The 18,849-nt window shown below is 72.4% G+C and carries 17 protein-coding genes and 1 tRNA gene; 9 read left to right on the top strand and 9 right to left on the bottom strand.

Annotated elements, in window-relative coordinates:
- Positions 1-84 precede the first annotated feature (84 nt).
- Positions 85-810 carry a hypothetical protein gene (locus ACFTWP_RS11860; protein WP_380264330.1) on the top strand — a complete coding sequence of 242 codons (726 nt, stop codon included), beginning with the start codon at positions 85-87 and terminating at the stop codon, positions 808-810.
- A 187-nt stretch (positions 811-997) separates the two neighbouring features.
- On the opposite strand, the gene ACFTWP_RS11855 is transcribed toward ACFTWP_RS11860, so the two are convergent.
- A complete protein-coding gene (locus ACFTWP_RS11855; RefSeq protein WP_380264417.1) occupies positions 998-3,490 on the bottom strand; it encodes a chitinase C-terminal domain-containing protein in 2,493 nt (830 codons plus the stop codon).
- 260 nt (positions 3,491-3,750) lie between these two features.
- Between ACFTWP_RS11855 and ACFTWP_RS11850 the strand changes: the two genes are divergently transcribed.
- Both ACFTWP_RS11850 and ACFTWP_RS11845 read left to right on the top strand, forming a co-directional pair.
- Complete coding sequence (locus tag ACFTWP_RS11850) at positions 3,751-4,452, top strand: HNH endonuclease signature motif containing protein (protein WP_380264329.1); 702 nt, start codon at positions 3,751-3,753, stop codon at positions 4,450-4,452.
- A gap of 61 nt (positions 4,453-4,513) precedes the next feature.
- Positions 4,514-4,595 (top strand) — tRNA-Leu (locus tag ACFTWP_RS11845).
- A gap of 75 nt (positions 4,596-4,670) precedes the next feature.
- Here the strand turns inward: ACFTWP_RS11845 and rdgB are convergent.
- From rdgB to ACFTWP_RS11825, 4 genes are all read right to left on the bottom strand, one after another.
- The gene (rdgB, locus tag ACFTWP_RS11840; RefSeq protein ID WP_380264328.1) at positions 4,671-5,279 is read right to left on the bottom strand and encodes an RdgB/HAM1 family non-canonical purine NTP pyrophosphatase; all 609 of its coding nucleotides are present in this window, start codon (positions 5,277-5,279) and stop codon (positions 4,671-4,673) included.
- A 52-nt stretch (positions 5,280-5,331) separates the two neighbouring features.
- Positions 5,332-5,721: a hypothetical protein gene (locus tag ACFTWP_RS11835; protein ID WP_380264327.1), complete on the bottom strand. Its 390-nt coding sequence runs from the start codon at positions 5,719-5,721 to the stop codon at positions 5,332-5,334.
- Positions 5,722-5,878: 157 nt separating this feature from the next.
- On the bottom strand, positions 5,879-6,604 hold the full coding sequence (gene rph / locus ACFTWP_RS11830; RefSeq protein ID WP_380264326.1) for a ribonuclease PH: 726 nt from the start codon (positions 6,602-6,604) through the stop codon (positions 5,879-5,881).
- A 188-nt stretch (positions 6,605-6,792) separates the two neighbouring features.
- Positions 6,793-7,026, bottom strand: coding sequence for a glucose PTS transporter subunit EIIB (locus ACFTWP_RS11825; protein WP_063349220.1), 234 nt, complete (start codon positions 7,024-7,026; stop codon positions 6,793-6,795).
- Between the two features lie 362 nt (positions 7,027-7,388).
- Between ACFTWP_RS11825 and ACFTWP_RS11820 the strand changes: the two genes are divergently transcribed.
- From ACFTWP_RS11820 to ACFTWP_RS11805, 4 genes are all read left to right on the top strand, one after another.
- Complete coding sequence (locus tag ACFTWP_RS11820; RefSeq protein ID WP_380264325.1) at positions 7,389-8,678, top strand: PTS transporter subunit EIIC; 1,290 nt, start codon at positions 7,389-7,391, stop codon at positions 8,676-8,678.
- A gap of 987 nt (positions 8,679-9,665) precedes the next feature.
- Positions 9,666-10,952: a PTS transporter subunit EIIC gene (locus ACFTWP_RS11815; RefSeq protein WP_380264324.1), complete on the top strand. Its 1,287-nt coding sequence runs from the start codon at positions 9,666-9,668 to the stop codon at positions 10,950-10,952.
- A gap of 384 nt (positions 10,953-11,336) precedes the next feature.
- Positions 11,337-12,356, top strand: a complete 1,020-nt coding sequence (locus ACFTWP_RS11810; protein WP_380264323.1) for an LLM class flavin-dependent oxidoreductase — start codon at positions 11,337-11,339, stop codon at positions 12,354-12,356.
- Complete coding sequence (locus tag ACFTWP_RS11805; protein ID WP_380264322.1) at positions 12,353-13,639, top strand: LLM class flavin-dependent oxidoreductase; 1,287 nt, start codon at positions 12,353-12,355, stop codon at positions 13,637-13,639. Before ACFTWP_RS11810 ends, ACFTWP_RS11805 begins: the two co-directional genes overlap by 4 nt.
- A 32-nt stretch (positions 13,640-13,671) precedes the next feature.
- On the opposite strand, the gene ACFTWP_RS11800 is transcribed toward ACFTWP_RS11805, so the two are convergent.
- Positions 13,672-14,685: a LuxR C-terminal-related transcriptional regulator gene (locus ACFTWP_RS11800; RefSeq protein ID WP_380264321.1), complete on the bottom strand. Its 1,014-nt coding sequence runs from the start codon at positions 14,683-14,685 to the stop codon at positions 13,672-13,674.
- A 192-nt stretch (positions 14,686-14,877) separates the two neighbouring features.
- Between ACFTWP_RS11800 and ACFTWP_RS11795 the strand changes: the two genes are divergently transcribed.
- On the top strand, positions 14,878-15,795 hold the full coding sequence (locus ACFTWP_RS11795) for a branched-chain amino acid transaminase (protein ID WP_380264320.1): 918 nt from the start codon (positions 14,878-14,880) through the stop codon (positions 15,793-15,795).
- A 38-nt stretch (positions 15,796-15,833) separates the two neighbouring features.
- Here ACFTWP_RS11795 and ACFTWP_RS11790 read toward each other — a convergent pair whose 3' ends face one another.
- Together ACFTWP_RS11790 and ACFTWP_RS11785 are read right to left on the bottom strand one after the other, a co-directional pair.
- Positions 15,834-16,580 carry an MBL fold metallo-hydrolase gene (locus ACFTWP_RS11790; protein ID WP_380264319.1) on the bottom strand — a complete coding sequence of 249 codons (747 nt, stop codon included), beginning with the start codon at positions 16,578-16,580 and terminating at the stop codon, positions 15,834-15,836.
- Between the two features lie 355 nt (positions 16,581-16,935).
- Positions 16,936-17,130 carry a MerR family transcriptional regulator gene (locus ACFTWP_RS11785; protein ID WP_380264318.1) on the bottom strand — a complete coding sequence of 65 codons (195 nt, stop codon included), beginning with the start codon at positions 17,128-17,130 and terminating at the stop codon, positions 16,936-16,938.
- A 204-nt stretch (positions 17,131-17,334) separates the two neighbouring features.
- On the opposite strand from ACFTWP_RS11785, the gene ACFTWP_RS11780 reads away from it, so the two are divergent.
- Positions 17,335-17,790, top strand: a complete 456-nt coding sequence (locus ACFTWP_RS11780) for a type II toxin-antitoxin system PemK/MazF family toxin (RefSeq protein WP_380264317.1) — start codon at positions 17,335-17,337, stop codon at positions 17,788-17,790.
- 50 nt (positions 17,791-17,840) lie between these two features.
- Here the strand turns inward: ACFTWP_RS11780 and ACFTWP_RS11775 are convergent, their stop codons facing one another.
- Positions 17,841-18,809 (bottom strand): PLP-dependent cysteine synthase family protein, encoded by a 969-nt coding sequence (locus tag ACFTWP_RS11775; protein WP_380264316.1) that lies wholly within the window; start codon positions 18,807-18,809, stop codon positions 17,841-17,843.
- Positions 18,810-18,849 lie beyond the last annotated feature (40 nt).

Below are 18,849 nucleotides of genomic sequence, written 5' to 3'. Positions count from 1 at the left end.
GCCCCCGCCCCCTGCCCCGGCACCCCTAGGGTTCTGCCCACCGGGTCCAGCAGCCCGGTTCCCGCCGCGCCCCTGGAGTGCCCCGTGCAGAGCCACAGACCCGTCGCCGTCCGCCGCCTTCCCGCCCGCCTGAGCATGGCCGCCGCCGGAGCGGTGGTCGCCCTCGCGCTCACCGCCTGCGGGCCGGAGAACACCCCGGAGTCGGCGGACGGCCCCGCGGTCAGCGCCCCGGCCGGCGCGCCCGCCACCACGGCCGCCGCCACACCCGGCACCGGCGCCTCACCCGCGGTCACCGCGGCCGCCAGCCCCGGCGCGAGCACCGCGCCCCCGGCCGCCCCGGCCGGCAAGCGGCGCGTCAAGCAGGCGAAGACCGCCGGCGGACTCGCCGTCTTCACCGGGCAGGGCGCCGTCTCCGACGTGGCGATCGACCCGGGCGAGATGCGGCCGGACATGAACCTGGTCGTCGCGAACTTCGCCCGGGCCGGGCAGAACGCCGATCGCAAGATCCTCCTGGTCGCGGTCGACAACGTGCCCGAGGACCCGAACAAGCGCCGCGAGCACCTGTGGCGCGGCCTGATCGACTACGCGCTGCAGGACGGCTCCACCGGGACCCCGGGCACCGCCTCGCCGTACGGCCCCGGCCCGCTGGGCGGATCGGTGGAGTGCCTGGGGCTGCCCGAGGCGGCCACCACGGACGTGATCTGCGGCTGGGCCGACGCCTCCACGGCGGGCGTCGCGCTGTTCCCGAAGAGCTCCGTCAAGGACGCCGCCGCACTGTTCCTCGCGATGCGCTCCGACATCGAGCACTGACCCCCGCGGCCCGTCAGTCCGGCAGCCCGGTGAACGGACTGCCGGACTGACGGGCCCCCGGACTGCCCGGCCGCCGTCGGAGCGCGGCGACCGGCCCGTCCGGAGACGACGAAGCGGTGGCGGCACACCCCCCGACCGGGTGCACCGCCACCGCCGTCACTCACCTCGGTGAGCCGCTGTCATCCGATCAGCAGGCCCCGAGGTCGCTCCAGACGCCCCACGTACCGGTGGTCGTGGGGTCCTCTCCCTTGGTCCACCACTTGTTGCTGTAGTAGTGGCCCTTCCACGACACCTTGGTGGTGGTCGCGTAGGTGGTGCCGGCGTCCCAGCTCGGGGCGCCGGTGCAGGCACCGGCGGTGGCCGTGGCGGTCGGCGAGGCCGTCGCGGTGGCGGTCGCGGTCGGCGAGGCCGTCGCGGTGGCCGTGGCGGTCGGCGAGGCGGTGGCCGTGGCGGTCGCGGTGGGCGAGGCCGTGGCCGTGGCGGTGGCGGTCGGGCTCGGCGAGGCGGTGCCGCCGGTCGCGCCGCGGGTCAGGTCGCCGGTCAGGCCGTACAGCGTGCCCGCGACGTTCACCGTCCAGTTGGCCGGGGTCGAGACCGGCAGGTAGTAGGTGAAGTCCAGGTCGACCGACGCGCCCGGGGCCAGCGTCTGCCAGCCCGGCAGCTTCACCGACACGCGGTTGTAGGTGCCCTTGAGGCCGCCCGCGTTGCCCGGGCCGGGGTTGTCCTGCTTGATGACGGTCAGGCCGAAGCCGGACTGGTCCTTGGCGTTGCCCGGAGCCGAGTTGCTGTAGTCGAACTGGAACTCGGTGCCGCCCGGCAGGGTCAGCGTCGAGTTGTTGACGATGTGGATCCGCGGGTTGATCGGGTAGTTCGAGTCACCCAGCGCGAAGTTGGTGTACGTCACGTCGATCGGCAGGGTCTGCTGCGGCAGCGCGATCGTCGAGCGGGTCGCACCGTACGGCGAGGCCGCCTTGAACTTGTCGTACATCAGCGAGGTCAGCGTGGAGCCCTGGACGTACTGGCCCTTGCCGCCGTTGGCGGTCGCGTCCCACTTGTAGTCGCCCGCGAGCTCCCAGATCATCGCGCCGCCGACGCCCTGGTTGATGACGTAGTCCGCCTTGGCGCCGACCGACTGCTCGTCCTCGGTGGAGAGGAAGACCTTCTTGGTGTCGTTCCACAGCCACGGCGCGACCAGGCTGGCGCTGTAGTTGCGGGTGTAGGTGCCCTGCAGGGCGGTGTCGGTCAGGCCGTACTTGGAGAGGTAGTCGGGGACGACGCCCTTCTCCAGGTTCTTGGCGTGCCACATCGGGTTCGACCCGGCCGGGGACTCCTTGCCCGCGGTGTCCTTGTCGTTCCAGATGTTGTCGATGCCGACGGCGCCGTCACCACAGGCCGTCAGGCCGGCACCGGCCGGGCAGGTGGTGCTGGCCGCGGTGCCCCAGAGGCCGTTGGTGCCGCCGGTGACGTTCTTGAAGCCGCGGGTGTAGTACGGCAGGCCGACGTTGATCCGGCCGGCCGGCATCGCGCCGCGGAAGTAGTGGAACGCCCAGTCGGTGTTCAGGTAGCCGACGCCGCCGTACTGCGCGGTGCCGTAGACGTTGGCGGCCGCCAGCTCGCCGTCCTTGCCGTCGTCGTAGAGCGAGGCGTTCGGACCGACGTACTTGTTCCAGGCGCCGTGCAGGTCGTACGACATGATGTTGACGTAGTCGAGGTACTGCGCCGGCTGGTAGGTCTCCATGCCGCGCAGCAGGTACCCGGACGAGGGGGCCGCGACCGAGAGCAGGTAGTGCTTGCCGTCGGCGGCGCCGGCCCGGTCCAGCTTCTCGCGCAGCGTCTTCATCAGGGCCGCGTAGCCCTTGGCGAGCGCGCCGCGGCGGGCGTTGGCGAGCGTCCAGTCCAGCGGGTTGCCGGCGTCCTTCATGGAGGTCGCGTACTCGTAGTCGATGTCGACGCCGTTGAAGCCGTACTTCTTGATGAAGTCGACCGCCGAGGTGGCGAAGGTGTCGATGCCGCCCTGGTTGACGCTGCCGTCGGCGTTGGTGGTCACCGAGTAGAAGCCGCCGGAGTTGACCCGGTTGCCGTCGTCACCGAAGTAGCCGCCGGTCTCGGTCCAACCGCCCACCGAGATCATGGTCTTGACGTTCGGGTACTGCTTCTTGTACTTGGTCAGCAGGTTGAAGTGACCCTTGTACGGCAGCGTCGGGTCCATCTCCGCGCCGGCCACGCCGGGGAAGGTCATCCCGGTGGCCTCGTTGTTCGGGCCGTCCGTGCCGACCGACAGCTTGTTGTCGCTGCCGATGTGCCCGAACGCGTAGTTCAGGTGGGTGACCTTGTCCCACGGGATGTTGTTCACCAGGTAGGCGGGGGTCCCGTCCTTACCGGTGCGCCAGCCCGTGAAGTAGCCGATGATGCGGCGCTGGTGGTCGGCGCCCATCTTCTCGCGGCCGGCCTCGTCGTAGACGGAGCAGTAGGGCACGTCCACGCCGGGCGTGGCGTACATGCCGTCGGGGCGACAGTCGGCGTTGTTGACGGTGGCCGACGCCTGCGAGGGCGCGGCGCCGAGGGTGGCGACCAGCAGGCCGGCCAGCCCGGCGGCGGCGAGCGTGGCGAGGCCCGCCCGGACGCCGGGGCTCTTCTCGCGGCGAGCAGCGGTGGGACGCTCCTCGGCCGTGCTTCGGATCAACACTCGGTCCTCCAGGAGAGAGTGCCGGCGCGTACCTGTGGGGAGCACGCACGTGGGGGATACAAGATTGGCGCTGAAGCTATGTGGTCTGGACCAGTCCGGTCAATAGGTCCGTACCAATTGGCAAAGAAGTTACCAACTCGCCACCTCAGGCCCCTGCGCCGGCCCAACTTCCGTGCATACCCGTAACCCAGACATCCCAACAGTCGTTCGTACGAGCGGGGGACGGGCGCACCACTCGGCCCGAGGGGACACGCATGACCATCAAGTACACCCGCGAACTGCTCGCCGGACTGGCCGCCGAGTCCAGCAGCGTCAACGACATGATGCGACGCCTCGGCGTCCCGCCGGCGGGCGGCACCCACAGCTACCTGAGCAGGCGGCTCAAGCACTACGGGATCGACACCTCGCACTTCCGGCCGGTCCGCACGGTCTACACCAGGGAGTTGCTGCAGGAGGCCGTGACGGCCTCACAGAGCCTGGCCGGTGTCCTGCGCCACCTGAACCACCGCCAGGGCGGCGGAACCCAGGCCCACGTCGCGCGCCGCATCGCGGCGTTCGGGATCGACACCTCGCACTTCACGGGACAGGCCCACAACCGGGGCAAGCCACCCGCGAGCAAGCTTGCACCCGGGGAGCTCCTCGTGGAACGCCCCTCGGACAGCGGACGTCTTCCGGGGAGAAGGCTCCGCAAGGCCCTGACGGAACTCGGCCGTCCTGAGAGCTGCGAAGGCTGCGGCACGGGGCCCGAGTGGCTCGGACGGCCGCTCACCCTCGAAGTGGATCACATCAACGGGGACTGGTCGGACAACCGCCCCGGCAACCTCAGACTGCTCTGCCCGAACTGCCATGCGACCACGGACACCTACTGCGGGAGGAACAGGGGCGGCCTGGGCGCAAACCTCCCGACGCCCGGCCCACCACCTCGGACGGAGGGCACCCCGGCCGGCCAGGGCTGAGCTCGAAAAGCGAGGTGCACTTCGTTTCGGCAGCCAAGTAGCATGATGCCCAGCAGGGCAGGCGGCCGTGGCGCAGTGGCGACGCAGACGGTTTAGGTCCGTTGGTCCGTGAGGACTTGAGGGTTCGAATCCCTTCGGCCGCACTGGTGTGCACCTTAGAAACGAAGGCCCGCTCGGATCACTCCGAGCGGGCCTTCGTCGTGGCGACGGACACCCCGTCAGCCCAGCAGCTCCCGCACCACCGGTGCCAGCGCCCGGAAGGCCTGGCCGCGGTGGCTGATCGCGTTCTTCTCGTCGGCGGTCAGCTCGGCGCAGGTCCGGCTCTCGCCCAGCGGCTGGAGGAGCGGGTCGTAGCCGAAGCCGCCGTCGCCCGAGGGGGCCGTGCGCAGCGTGCCGGGCAGGGTGCCCTCCACGACCCGCTCGGTGCCGTCGGGGAGGGCGAGGGCGGCGGCGCAGGCGAAGTGCGCGGCGCGGTGCTCGGGGGCGATGTCGGAGAGCTGGGCGAGCAGCAGGTCGAGGTTGGCGCGGTCGTCGCCGTGCCTGCCGGCCCAGCGGGCGGAGAAGATGCCGGGGGCGCCATTGAGGACGTCGACGCAGAGGCCGGAGTCGTCGGCGACGGCGGGCAGGCCGGTGGCCTTGGCGAGGGCGTGCGCCTTGAGGAGGGCGTTCTCGGCGAAGGTGACGCCGGTCTCGGCGACGTCGGGGATCTCGGGGTAGGCGTCGGCGCCGACCAGTTCGACGTCCAGTCCGGCGGCGCCGAGGATGGCGCGCAGCTCGGTGACCTTGTGCTGGTTGCGGGTGGCGAGGACGAGGCGGCGGGTGCTCATGGCCCCACCCTAGCCAAGGCGGGGTGGGGCGGGTCGCCGGTGTCGCCCGGGGTCAGCCGGTGCAGACCTGGGTGAGGTTGCCGGCGGCGTCGCCGAGCGGCTTGAGGTCGGGGACCTGCTTGGCGTTGACGGCCTGCTGGACCTTGTCGACCTGGGTGGTGAGGTCGGTGATGGCCTTGGAGACGTCGGTGTTCTTCGAGTTCTTGCCGAGCTGGTCGAGGTCGTTCTTGAGCTTCTGGAGGGCCTGCCCGGCGGCGGCCGCGTCGTTGCTGGCGTTGTTGAAGGCGTTGGTGACGTCGGTGATGTCGCCGGTGATCTTGATGGCGGTGTTGCCGCAGTCGAGGGCCTTCTGGGCGGCCGAGCAGCTGACCGCGCTGAGCGGGAGGATCGCGATGAGCGCGGCCACGGCGAGGGTGGCGGGGCGGGTGATGCTCTGGGGCATCCGGTCCTCCTGGGTACGCGGGGTTCCGGGGGGAAGGACGCTGGGCTGGGTCCGGCGGTTCCCGTGCGGGGTACTGCGGGGAACCGTACGGGCTCCGGGCCCGGCCTGTACAGGAGCCGGGCCCGGTGCCGGTGTCGCGCGCGGCGGGTTGCGCCGGTCAGCCCCCGAGGGCCTTTCGCTGGATCTCGTCGAGCTCGGCGCAGCCGAGGGTGCCGAGGTCGAGGAGCTGGTCGAGGAGGGCGCGGTCGAAGGGGGCGCCCTCGGCGGTGCCCTGGACCTCGACGAAGCGGCCGTCGGAGGTGCAGACGATGTTCATGTCGGTCTCGGCGCGGACGTCCTCCTCGTACTGGAGGTCGAGCATCGGGACGCCGTCGATGATGCCGACGCTGACGGCGCTGACGCCGCCGGTGATGGGCTGGCCCTTGGCGCGGAGGATCTTCTTGTCGCGGGCCCAGGCGACGGCGTCGACGAGGGCGACGTAGGCGCCGGTGATGGCGGCGGTGCGGGTGCCGCCGTCGGCCTGGAGGACGTCGCAGTCGAGGACGATGGTGTTCTCGGCGAGGGCGCGGTGGTCGATGACGGCGCGCAGGGAGCGGCCGATGAGCCGGCTGATCTCGTGGGTGCGCCCGCCGATGCGGCCCTTGACGGCTTCGCGGTCGCCGCGGGTGTTGGTGGCGCGGGGGAGCATGGAGTATTCGGCGGTGACCCAGCCCTCGCCGCTGCCCTTGCGCCAGCGGGGGACGCCTTCGGTGACGCTGGCGGTGCAGAGCACCTTGGTGTCGCCGTAGGAGACGAGGACGGAGCCTTCGGCGTGCTTGCTCCAGCCCCGTTCGATGGTGATGGGGCGGAGCTGGTCGGGGGTGCGGCCGTCGATGCGTGACATAGCGTCCGAGCGTAGTCGGTCCTGGTGGCGGGCTCGGGCGCGCGGACGGCCGGTGGGCGGGCCGGAGGGGGTGGCGGTGGCCGGTGCGGGCCGGGCGGTGCGGGGGCGGGCGGGGTCCGGGTGTGCGGACGGCCCGCGCGGCAGCGGGTGCTGCTGGGCGGGCCGTGTGGGTGACCGGGTGGGTCAGGTCACATCATGTCTTCGATGTCGGCCGCGATGGGGTCGGCGTCGGTGCCGATGACGACCTGGATGGCGGTGCCCATCTTGACGACGCCGTGGGCGCCGGCCGCCTTGAGGGCGGCTTCGTTGACCAGGGAGGCGTCCTTGACCTCGGTGCGCAGGCGGGTGATGCAGCCTTCGACCTCTTCGATGTTGTCGATGCCGCCGAGACCGGCGACGATCTTCTCAGCCTTGCTGGCCATGTCTTTCTCCCTCTGTCTCGGCGTCGGCTGCTTTGCCGGGTGCCGTACTGCCCTGTGCTGCGGTGGGTCGGCGCTGACGCGGGCTCATGTGCCGTGTCGCGTCAGCGGCGCGACCAGCATCACCCGAGTTGGACCGGTTTGCCAGGTTAGTCCACGTTTGGCCCACCTCGGCGCGCGCACTCTGGATCTTCGTCTGAGGATGACGGTCAGCGGGACCTCCGGTCCCCTGGCGCGCCCGCCCCCTTCGCCGCGAGTGGTCTACACCAATATTACGTCCACTCCGATGAACGTGGGAAACGCCCCAGGTGTTCCGGCAGCTCCCGGTGAGCGCACGCAACGGGCACTGCTCTCGGAGGGCGATGATGAGTTCAGCAGGCGCCGCAGCATCACAGGCGAAATGGTGGCACGGCTTCTACGGCGGACTCCAGAAGATGGGCCGCAGCCTCCAGCTGCCGGTGGCCGTCCTGCCGGCCGCGGGCATCCTGAACCGGCTGGGCCAGGACGACGTCTTCGGCCCGGAGGGCCTCGGCTGGGACAACGTCGCCACGGTCTTCAAGGCGGCCGGCGGCGCCCTGCTGGACTCCGGTCTGGGCTTGCCGCTGCTGTTCTGCATCGGCGTCGCGATCGGCATGGCCAAGAAGGCGGACGGCTCCACCGCGCTCGCCGCGGTGGTCGGCTTCCTGGTCTACTACAAGATCCTCCAGTCCTTCCCGGAGGACTGCCCGGCGCCGACCAAACTGGTCGGCAACGCCTGCGTGGACGTGGCCAACGCGAAGGCCGAGGCCGCCGTCTACCAGAACCCGGGCGTGCTCGGCGGCATCCTGATCGGCCTGTTCTCCGCCTGGCTCTGGGTCCGGTTCCACCGCACCAAGCTGGTCGACTGGCTCGGCTTCTTCAACGGACGCCGCCTGGTCCCGATGATCACCGCCCTGATGGGCATGCTGCTGGGCAGCCTCGCGGTCTGGGTCTGGCCGCCGATCGGGCGGGCCATGACCGACTTCGGCCAGTGGATGGTCGACCTCGGCTCCGGCGGCGCCGGGGTCTTCGGCGTCGCCAACCGCACCCTGCTGCTGATCGGCATGCACCAGCTGCTGAACACCTTCGTCTGGTTCCAGTTCGGCGACTACACCAAGGCGAACGGCGAGATGGTGCACGGCGACATCCCGCGCTTCCTGGCGGGCGACCCGACGGCCGGCCAGTTCACCTCCGGCTTCTTCCCGATCATGATGTTCGCGCTGCCGGCCGCCGCCCTGGCCATCGCCCACGCCGCCAAGCCCCATCGCCGCAAGGAGATCTACGGCCTGATGCTGTCGGTCGGCCTGACCTCCTTCGTCACCGGCGTCACCGAGCCGATCGAGTACTCCTTCGCCTACATCGCCCCCGCCCTCTACGCGGTGCACGCGGTGCTGACCGGCGTGTCGATGGCGGTCACCTGGGGGCTCGGGGTCCATGACGGCTTCACCTTCTCGGCGGGCCTGATCGACTACGTCATCAACTGGTCGCTGGCCACCAAACCCTGGCTGATCATCCCGATCGGCCTCTGCTTCGCGGTGGTCTACTACGCGCTGTTCTACTTCATCATCAAGAAATTCGACCTCAAGACACCCGGCCGCGAGGACGACGAGGAAGTCGAGGACGTCACCAAGGCATAGCGTCGGAAAAGTCCTGCGGGCCCCCGGGGGGTGATTCTCCGGGGGCCCGCTCCGATTTCCGCGCAGCCGGACCGAGCGGGCCCGGGGAGCGCCGGGAATTCCCCGCCGGGAATTCCGGGGGGATTGGACGACTCGTACCGGAACGACCTCCCCGGGCGGAGGCCCGGCCGGCCCCGGGCCGCCGGCGGGCGGCTCACCACCCGGCACCCGGCCCGCCCGCGCGGGCCCCCGCGGTGGTCATGGTGGTGGTCACGGCGGTGGTCACCGCTGGTGCCGGGCGCGGCGGCCCGCACCCGGCCGGGTGCGCGCACCAGCCGGGCGGCCGGATTCCCGGGGCCGTTCCGGGCAATCGGGCGACGGATCTCCGGATAGCGGGACAATCCCGGCGACCGCGCCGGCAGGGCGCGTGTGAGATCCGGACGGAGTTGTGCAGTTCCGGCGTTGATCGACCGGAGGGGATTGCGCGGCGGCGCGTTCGTGGCAGGCTTCTTCACCGTGATGATGTCCGGTCAGCCGATCACCTCGCGCGCTGCTCCGCGCCGGAGTCCGGCGAACCCTGCGGCGCAGGTCGCCGCGGGTGAGGGGACCGGCGGATCGAACCGCGCCCACCCGCCCGGCCCGGCCAGGTCGACCGGTTCGCCGGCATCCGGTCCGCGGGGCGCCCCCGCCCGGAGCCGGCCCCGGAGACGTCCCCCGGGGGCCGACCGTTCGTCCACCACCACCCGGCCCGGGTGACCGCGGAGCCGTCGGGCGGGCATTTTGTTGCGCAAATCGCCAAAAGCACAATCACGGTCGGTAATCATGATCGCGAATCCTCAAGAAGGTTTCGATTTCATAGCGCTTCCCACCTGCACGGCTATCTGGGGTTCCGCCCCTTCTCCGCTCGTGCTAGAAAACTGGTCTACACCACGTGTGGTGTAGACCAGTTCGCGGCGGTCCGCGCCCCCTGCACCACCCCGACCGCCCCTGCCGTAAGGAACCTCCCCCATGACTACGTCTGCGAAGGCACCGGCGCCCGACGCGGCACCGGCCCCGGCCCCGGCGCCGAGCCCCGCCAAGAAGTACGGCCAGAGCGTCCTCCAGGGTCTGCAGAAGATCGGCCGCAGCCTCCAGCTCCCGATCGCCGTGCTGCCCGCCGCAGGCCTGCTGCTCCGTCTGGGCCAGGACGACGTCTTCGGCAAGGACGGCCTCGGCTGGGGCAAGGTCGCCACCGTCTTCTCCACCGCCGGTGACGCGGTGTTCGCCAACCTGCCGATGCTGTTCGCGGTGGGCATCGCGATCGGCTTCGCCAAGAAGTCCGACGGCTCCACCGCGCTCGCCGCGCTGGTCGGCTTCCTGGTCTACAAGAACGTGCTGACCGCCTTCCCGATCACCGAGGGCAAGATCGTCGACGGCAAGTACGTGGCCGCCACGTACCAGAACCCCGGCGTCCTCGGCGGCATCGTGATCGGCCTGCTGGCCGCCGTGCTCTGGCAGAAGTACCACCGCACCAAGCTGGTCGACTGGCTCGGCTTCTTCAACGGCCGCCGCCTGGTCCCGATCATCATGGCCTTCGTCGGCACCGCCGTCGGCGTGCTCTTCGCCCTGACCTGGGGCCCGATCGGCGACGCCATCAAGAGCCTCAACGACACCCTGATCGGTGCCGGCGCGCTCGGTGCGGGTGCCTTCGGCCTGGTCAACCGCGGTCTGCTGCCGGTCGGCATGCACCAGTTCGTGAACTCCTACGCCTGGTTCCAGACCGGTGACTTCACCAAGGTCGACGGCACCGTCGTGCACGGCGACCTGAACCGCTTCTTCGCCGGCGACCCGACCGCCGGACAGTTCATGTCGGGCTTCTACCCGATCATGATGTTCGCGCTCCCGGCCGCCGCCCTGGCCATCGCCCACGCCGCCAAGCCGCACCGCCGCAAGGCCGTGATGGGCATGATGATGTCGCTGGCCCTGACCTCCTTCGTCACCGGTGTCACCGAGCCGATCGAGTTCGCCTTCGTCTTCATCGCCCCCGCCCTGTACGTCATCCACGCGCTGCTCACCGCCGTCTCGATGGCCGTCACCTGGGCCCTCGGCGTGCACGACGGCTTCACCTTCTCGGCGGGCCTGATCGACTACGCCCTCGCCTGGAACAAGGCCTCCAGCCCCTGGCTGATCATCCCGATCGGTCTGGTCTTCGCGGCCCTGTACTACTTCCTCTTCCGCTTCGCGATCGCCAAGTTCGACCTCAAGACCCCCGGTCGCGAGGACGACGACGAGATCGAGGACGTCACCAAGGCCTGACGCCCGCCCGGCACCACCGCGACACCCGCACCCCGCCCCGCCGCTCACCCCCCGAGCGGCGGGGCGGGGTGTTCGCGTACCCGAGCGGCGGGGCGGGGTTTCGCGTACCCGGGCGGCCGCGGCGCCGGGCCCGCGCGGTCCACTTCCCGGGCGGTGGTTGACGGATCGGCAAGATCGCTGGTCAACTGGGGCGGTGAACGTCCGGCGCATTCTGGTCACCCGCAGCCACATCGACTTCGGTCGCGTGTGGTCCGCGGCGTGTCGCGCCTGACCCGTTCCCTGCGGCTGCCCGGCTGACGTTCCGCCCGGCTCTGCCCGCCCCAGCATCTCGTGTCGCCCGAAAGGGCCCCTTCGCGTACCCGCACGAGGAAACCAGGCCACGCCATGCCCCGACAGCTGCACTTCTCCGCCGCCCTCGACAGCCCCGGACACGTCCGGGCCGACCACTACTCCGCACTCGCCCTCGCCGCCGAGCGGGCGACCCTGGACTTCGTCACCCTCGACGACTCCTTCGCCGCCGCCCCGCACCGCCCGGACGCGCTGGCCACCTTCTCCCGGCTCGCCCCGGTGACCGACAGGATCGGCCTGGTGCCGACCGTCACCACCACCCACACCGAGCCGTTCCACACCTCGATCTCGGTCAACACCCTGGACTGGGTGAGCGAGGGCCGGGCCGGCTGGCAGGTCGCGGTCTCCGACTCCGAGGAGGAGGCCCGCGCCTTCGGCCGGCGGGAGACCGCCCCGGCGGCCGACCTGTGGGCCGAGGCCGCCGAGGCCGTGGACGCCGCCGCCCGGCTCTGGGACAGCTGGGAGGACGACGCCGAGATCCGCGACGTCGCCACCGGCCGCTTCATCGACCGCGACAAGCTGCACTACACCGACTTCCAGGGCCGGTACTTCTCGGTGCGCGGCCCGTCCATCACCCCGCGCCCGCCCCAGGGCCGCCCCGTCGTCGTGGTCGCGCTGACCGCCGACGACCTGCCCGAGCGGACCGCTCTCGCCGTGCGGTACGCCGACGTCGTCCTGTTGGACGCCCCGGGGCCCGAGGAGGCCCGGGCCGTCGCCGACCGGCTCCGGCTCCAGGCCGGCGAGCAGCTGCGCATCCTGCTCCGCCTGGACGTGGCGCTCGCCGACGAGGCGGCGGCGCAGGCGCTGACCGAACGGATCGCCGCGACCGGCGGGGTGGACGGGTTCCATCTCGTCCCCGCCGATCCCGGCCGTGACCTCGCCGCCTTCGCCGAGCGGGTCGCGCCGGCACTGCGGGCGCGCGGACTGCTGCGGGCCGACTACACCGGCCGCACCCTGCGCGATCACCTCGGCCTGGCCCGGCCCGCCAGCCGGTACGCCGCCACCGTCCCCGCCCCCGCCGCCACCCGCTCCCCCGCCGCCGAGGTGACCCGATGACCGGCCGTCCGCTCAAGCAGATCCATCTCGCCGCGCACTTCCCCGGCGTCAACAACACCACCGTGTGGACCGATCCGGCCTCCCGCAGCCAGATCGAGTTCTCGTCCTTCCGGCATCTCGCGGAGACGGCCGAACGCGGGAAGTTCGACTTCTTCTTCCTCGCCGAGGGGCTGCGGCTGCGGGAGGTGAAGGGCCGGATCCACGACCTGGACGTGGTGGGCCGCCCGGAGTCGATCACCGTGCTGAACGCCCTGGCGGCGGTCACCGAACGGCTCGGGCTGGCGGCGACGGTGAACGCGACCTTCAACGAGCCGTACGAGCTGGCCCGGCGACTGGCCTCGCTCGACCACCTGTCCGAGGGCCGGGCGGCGTGGAACGTGGTCACCTCCTCGGACGCCTTCACCGGGGAGAACTTCCGCCGCGGCGGCTACCTGGACCGCGCGGACCGGTACACCCGGGCGGCCGAGTTCGTCCAGCTCGCGCGGGAGTTCTGGGACGCCGACGGCGCGCCCGTACGGCACTCGGGACCGCAGTTCGACGTGACGGGCACGCTGTCGCTGCCGCGGCCCCCGCAGGGGCACCCGGTGGTGATCCAGGCGGGCGACTCCGAGGAGGGCCGGGAGTTCGCGGCCTCGGCGGCCGACGTGATCTTCAGCCGGCACAGCACGCTGGAGGCCGGGCAGGCGTTCCACCACGACGTGAAGCGGCGGCTGGCGGCGTACGGGCGCAAGCCCGACGAGCTGAAGATCATGCCCGGCGTCACGTTCGTCCTGGGTGACACCGATGCCGAGGCCCAGGAGCGCGCGGCCGAGATCCGCCGGGCCCAGGTCAGTCCGCGCACCGCGATCGCCCACCTGGAGCAGGTGTGGGGCATCGACCTCTCCGACCACGACCCGGACGGGCCGCTGCCGACGGCCGACCCGGTGCCGGACAGCGAACTCGTCCAGGGCCGGACCAGGATCGGCGACCCGCTGGAGATCGCCGCCAGGTGGCGGGCCACGGCGGCCGAGAAGAAGCTGAGCAGCCGGGAGCTGGTGATCGAGGTGACCGGGCGCCAGTCGTTCATCGGGTCGGCGCGCACGGTCGCGGCGCAGCTCAACGAGCACGTGCAGAGCGACGCCGCGGACGGGTTCATCCTCGTCCCGCACCTCACTCCCGGTGGGCTGGACGACTTCGTCGACCAGGTGGTGCCGCTGCTGCAGGAGCGGGGCGTGTTCCGGACCGAGTACACCGGCTCGACCCTGCGCGAGCATCTCGGGCTGCCCGTGCCCGGGCAGCGCTGAGCCGGGTGCGCTGAGCCGGGCGGCTGGGCCGCCTACAGGCGGCCCAGCCGGGCCGCGTGGACGCCCGCCTGGAAGCGGCTCTCCGCGCCGAGGTCGGCGATCAGCTCGGCGACCAGCCGGCGCACGGTGCGTTCGGAGATCTCCAGCTTGCGGCCGATGGCGGCGTCGGTGAGTCCGGCGGCGAGCAGGCGCAGCACCTCGTGGTGGCGGTCGGCCGGCTCGGCCGGCCGCCGCGCGGTGGAGAGGAGTTCGGGCGGGGTCCAGGCACCGGCCCAGACGTACTCGAAGAGCTCGCGGATCATGGCGACCACCGCGGGCTCGCGGACGACGAGGGCCGCCGCCGCCTCGGCGGGCACCTCGGAGGCCGGCGTCTCGGAGGCCGATGCCGCCGGGGCGGGCAGGACGGCGAGCCGGGCGTCGACGGCGATCAGCCAGAGCGGCAGCGTGTGGGCGACCCGGATGCGGGCGCCGGCCGCGGTCAGCTCCCGCAGGTGTGCGAGGACGGCGGGGCGGCGCAGCGCGGCAGCCGGGTAGACGGTGCGCATGGCCACGCCGTGGGCGAGGGCGATGCGTTCGCGGGCGAGCTTGTCCGCGAGGGCGGGGCCGGACGGGTCCTGTCCGGGCCGCAGCGAGAGCGCCTCGGTACGGGCGCCCCGGGCGGTGTCCTCCAGCAGGGCGGCGATGCGCTCCGGGCCCCGGACGAGTTCGAGCAGGTGGTCGGCGCGGTGGCGCTCCTGGACGGGCAGGTAGCCGCCGTGCAGTTGTTCCACGGTGTCGCGGGTGCGCCGGACGGCGTCGAACAGGGCGGCGATCTGCCCGTCCGCGTCGAGCAGCAGCTGGCGTACGGCGGTGTCGACGGAGACGGTGGTGTGACCGGCGGCGGCCGGGCGCAGCAGTCCGAGTGCGCGCAGTTCGGCGGTGGCGGTGGCGAGCCGGTCGGGGGGCCAGCCGAGGGTCTCGGGCGGCAGGCCGGGCTCGGCGAGCAGCCGGCCGTAGAGGTGGGCGGCGTCGCCGCCGGGTGGCGCCGCGTCGTCGGGCCGTTTCATCTGCGGCACCCTACCGAGGGCCGGGCGGGGCGGCACCGGGGTTTCGCACGGCGAGACGGCCCGGGGCCGGCCGGCCACGCGGTGCCGGTCGTTCCGGCACGACCGTCGCGGCCGTGGCCGTTCCCGGTCATGACCGGTTCCGGACGGGTCCGTGCCCCGGTCCGGGCCGCCGCCGCGGTCGAGGATGGGCACATGTCTCTCTCCGAAGCTTCCGTGATCTGGATGGACGGCGCCCTGGTGCCCTGGCACGAGGCGCGGGTCCATGTGCTGACCCATGGCCTGCACTACGGCACCGGAGTGCTGGAGGGCACCCGGGTCTTCGCCACCGCCGAGGGGCCTGCGGTGTTCCGGCTGGCCGACCATCTGCGCCGGCTGGAGCGCAGTGCGCGGATGCTGCGCATCGATCTCCCCTACGGCGAGGAGGAGTTGGCGAGGGCCACGGTGGACCTGGTGCGGGCCAACGGCCACGAGTCCTGCTACCTCCGGCACTTCGCGTTCCTGGGGTACGGCGCGATGGGCCTGGACATGCGCTCCTCCCCCGTCTCGACGGTGATCGCGAGCTGGGACTCGCTCGCGGCGCTGGACTCCGGCGGCCGGGCGATCCGGGTGAAGACCAGCAGCTGGCAGCGGACTTCGCCGAACGCGGTGCCGAACGCGGCCAAGGCCACCGGCCCGTACCTGAACTCGGTGCTGGCCCGGCGGGAGGCGACCGACGCGGGGTACGACGAGGCGCTGCTGCTCGACGCGGAGGGCTTCGTGAGCGAGTGCAGTTCGGAGAACGTCTTCGCGGTGCGCGGGGGTGTGCTGCGGACGCCGCCGGCCAGCGCGGGCGCACTGGAGGGGATCACCCAGGACACGGTGCTGACACTGGCGCGACAGCTGGGCGTGGAGGTGCGGGTGGAGAACCTGCTGCGCTCGGACCTGTACGCGGCGGACGAGGTGTTCGTCTGCGGGACGGCGGCCGGAGTGGTGCCGGTGCACTCGCTGGACGACCGCGAACTGCCGGATGCTCCGGGCGACCTGACGAAGCGTCTGGCCGATCTGTACGAGGCGGCGGTGTCGGGGGCCGAGCCGCGCTACCGGGGCTGGCTGACTCCGGTCGGCCGCTGATCGGAGCAGGTGGACGAGGCGGAGCCGGTGGGGCCGGCTCAGAGCTCGTAGACGGCTCCGGGCCGGGCGATCTCGACGGGCCCGGCGAAGGCGGCCGCGGCGTCCTTGCGGTTGTGCTCGGCGTCGGTCCACGGCGGGATGTGGGTGAGGACGAGGCGGCGGGCACCGGCCGCGGTGGCGTGCTCGCCGGCCTCGCGGCCGTTGAGGTGGACGGCCTGGTAGGTGTCGCGGCCGTCGAGGTAGGCGGCCTCGCAGAGGAAGAGGTCGGTGTCGCGGGCGAGCTCGACGAGGTCGGCGCACTCGCCGGTGTCCCCGGAGTAGACGAGCGAGCGGCCCTGGTGCTCGATCCGGAAGGCGTAGGCCTCGACCGGGTGGTTGACGCGGGCGACGGTGACCCGCAGCGGGCCGAGGTCGAAGCTGCCGGGACGCAGGGTGTGGAAGTCGAAGACCTCGCGCATGCCGGGTTCCTCCGGCATGTCGTAGGCGCGCGCGAGGCGCTCGGCGGTGCCGGCCGGTCCGTGGACGGGGAGGAGTTCGGGACAGCCCTCGGCCCGGTAGTTGCGGGCGACCCAGTAGGCGCAGAGGTCGATGCAGTGGTCGGCGTGCAGGTGGCTGAGCAGGACGGCGTCGACGTCGTAGAGGCCGCTGTACTGCTGCAGGGCGCCCAGCGCGCCGTTGCCCAGGTCGATGACGAGGCGGTAGCCGTCGGCCTCCACCAGGTAGCTGGAGCACGGCGATTCGGCGGACGGGAAGCTTCCCGAGCACCCCACCACGGTCAGTTTCATACCGAGCCCCTCCGCCCCGACGCGCGCTGGCTGCTGTTGGTCGTGCCTGTCCGCCCGGGCGGTGGCCCGGGTCCGCTGCTACCCGCCGGTACACCGGTCGGTAGCACTGCGTTCGCGTGTCGAGAGTAAGGGCGGAGAGGCACTTTGCCCCCGTCTCCGTGCCGGGCTGTGGCTGGAATCACCAGAACGCTCCGGGGCGGGGGCCGTGGGCGAGCGGCGCGCGGGGCCGGCGGCGCGCCGCCCCCGACTCGACTGCGGGCCCCGTTCGCCGGCCGCCCGGGCAGGCGTGACGCGCGCGGGTGCGGGCGCGTGCCGGAGGGCGCGGCGAGCGGGAATGCGGTCGGCGGTGGCGCGGTCAGCGGTGGCGCGGGCGGCTGCGGGCCCAGTTCCTGACGGTGTCGGCGTACCAGCGCGGGTGTCCCGCGGCGTCGTGCAGGTCGGGCTCGGGCAGCAGCCCGTGCCGGCGGTAGTTGCGGACGGTCTCGGGCTGGACGTTGATGTGGCGGGCGATCTCGGCGTAGGACCACAGGTCGGTGCTGTGCGCGCTCATGGGGACACCTTCGGCCGGGGAGCTCCGAGGCCGGCCTCGGCTGCGGGTCCAGCCTTTCCGGCCGGGAGGGCGACTTGGCCGCGTATCGGCCGCGGTGACCGTTCTGTGACGAATCAGGGGCAGAGAACGGATAAATGGCCCCGGGGCGCGGCCGGCGCGACCGTGCGGGGCGGGCGGGAACCGGCCCGGTATACCGTCGGGCAGATGAACGGGTACTGGATGGTCGCGGCGGGGGCGGTGGTCGCGGCGCTGGCCGCGCTGGCGGGGGCGCTGGCCCGCCGGGCCCGGCGGGGAGCGGCGCCCTCCCGGCCGCGGCGGGGCGGGACCAGGCCGCCGGGGACGGGCCGGGGCGGGCGGCCGGCGCCGCGGGAGATCTGGTGGGCCGAGGTGCCGTTCGAGGACGGGCCGGGCGCCAAGGACCGGCCGTGCCTGGTGCTGCGGGTGAACGGCCGGACCGCCACCGTCGCGAAGATCACCAGCAAGCACCACGCCGAGCGGCCCGGGGTGCTCGCGCTGCCGCCCGGCTCGGTCGGCGACGCCCGGGGGCGGGCCAGCTGGCTGGAGACGGACGAGCTGCGCGACGTCCCGCTGACCGCCTTCCGCCGCCGGATCGGCCCGCTCGACGAGCGGACCTGGGCGCGGGCGCGGCGCGGGGCCTGAGCGCCGGGCCCGGACCTTCGTCAGGCCCGGGAGGTCTCAGGCCCGGGAGGTCAGGCCCAGAGCTGGCCCTGCAGGGCCTCGACCGCGTCCTCGGTGCTCTCCGCGGTGTAGATGCCGGTGGAGAGGTACTTCCAGCCGCCGTCCGCGACCACGAAGACCACGTCCGCGCGCTCGCCGGCCGCCGCGGCCTTGCGGGCGACACCGACCGCGGCGTGCAGGATCGCACCGGTCGAGACGCCCGCGAAGATGCCCTCCTGCTGGAGGAGCTCGCGGGTGCGGCGCACCGCGTCCGCGGAGCCCACGCTGAACCGGGTGGTGAGCACCTCGGCGTCGTACAGCTCGGGGACGAAGCCCTCGTCGAGGTTGCGCAGGCCGTAGACCAGGTCGTCGTAGCGCGGCTCGGCGGCGACGATCTGCACGCCGGGGACCTTCTCGCGCAGGAACCGGCCGACGCCCATCAGGGTCCCGGTGGTGCCGAGACCGGCCACGAAGTGGGTGACGGTCGGCAGGTCGGCGAGGATCTCGGGGCCGGTGGTGGCGTAGTGCGCGCCGGCGTTGTCGGGGTTGCCGTACTGGTAGAGCATCACCCAGTCGGGGTGCTCGGCGGAGATCTCCTTGGCGATCCGCACCGCCGTGTTGGAGCCGCCGGCGGCGGGCGAGCCGATGATCTCGGCGCCCCACATGCGCAGCAGCTCGCGGCGCTCCTCGCTGGTGTTCTCGGGCATCACGCAGACCATCCGGTAGCCCTTGAGCTTGGCCGCCATGGCGAGCGAGATGCCGGTGTTGCCGCTGGTGGGCTCCAGGATGGTGCAGCCGGGGGTGAGCAGGCCGGCCGCCTCCGCGCGCTCGATCATGTGCAGGGCCGGGCGGTCCTTGATCGATCCGGTGGGGTTGCGGTCCTCCAGCTTGGCCCAGAGGCTGACCCGTCCGTCCTCGTTGCCGGGGACGCCGGCGGAGAGCCGCGGCAGCCGGACCAGCGGGGTGTTGCCGACGGCTTCGAGCGGGCTGTCGTAACGCAAGGGAGCCTCCGGCAACGGGCGGGTGCGGCGCGGGTGCGAC

This window comes from Kitasatospora sp. NPDC057015 (assembly GCF_042673745.1).
Taxonomy (GTDB): Bacteria; Actinomycetota; Actinomycetes; order Streptomycetales; family Streptomycetaceae; genus Kitasatospora.
The sequence above is the reverse complement of the archived record's forward strand: the minus strand, read 5'-3'. Positions and strand labels throughout refer to the sequence as shown.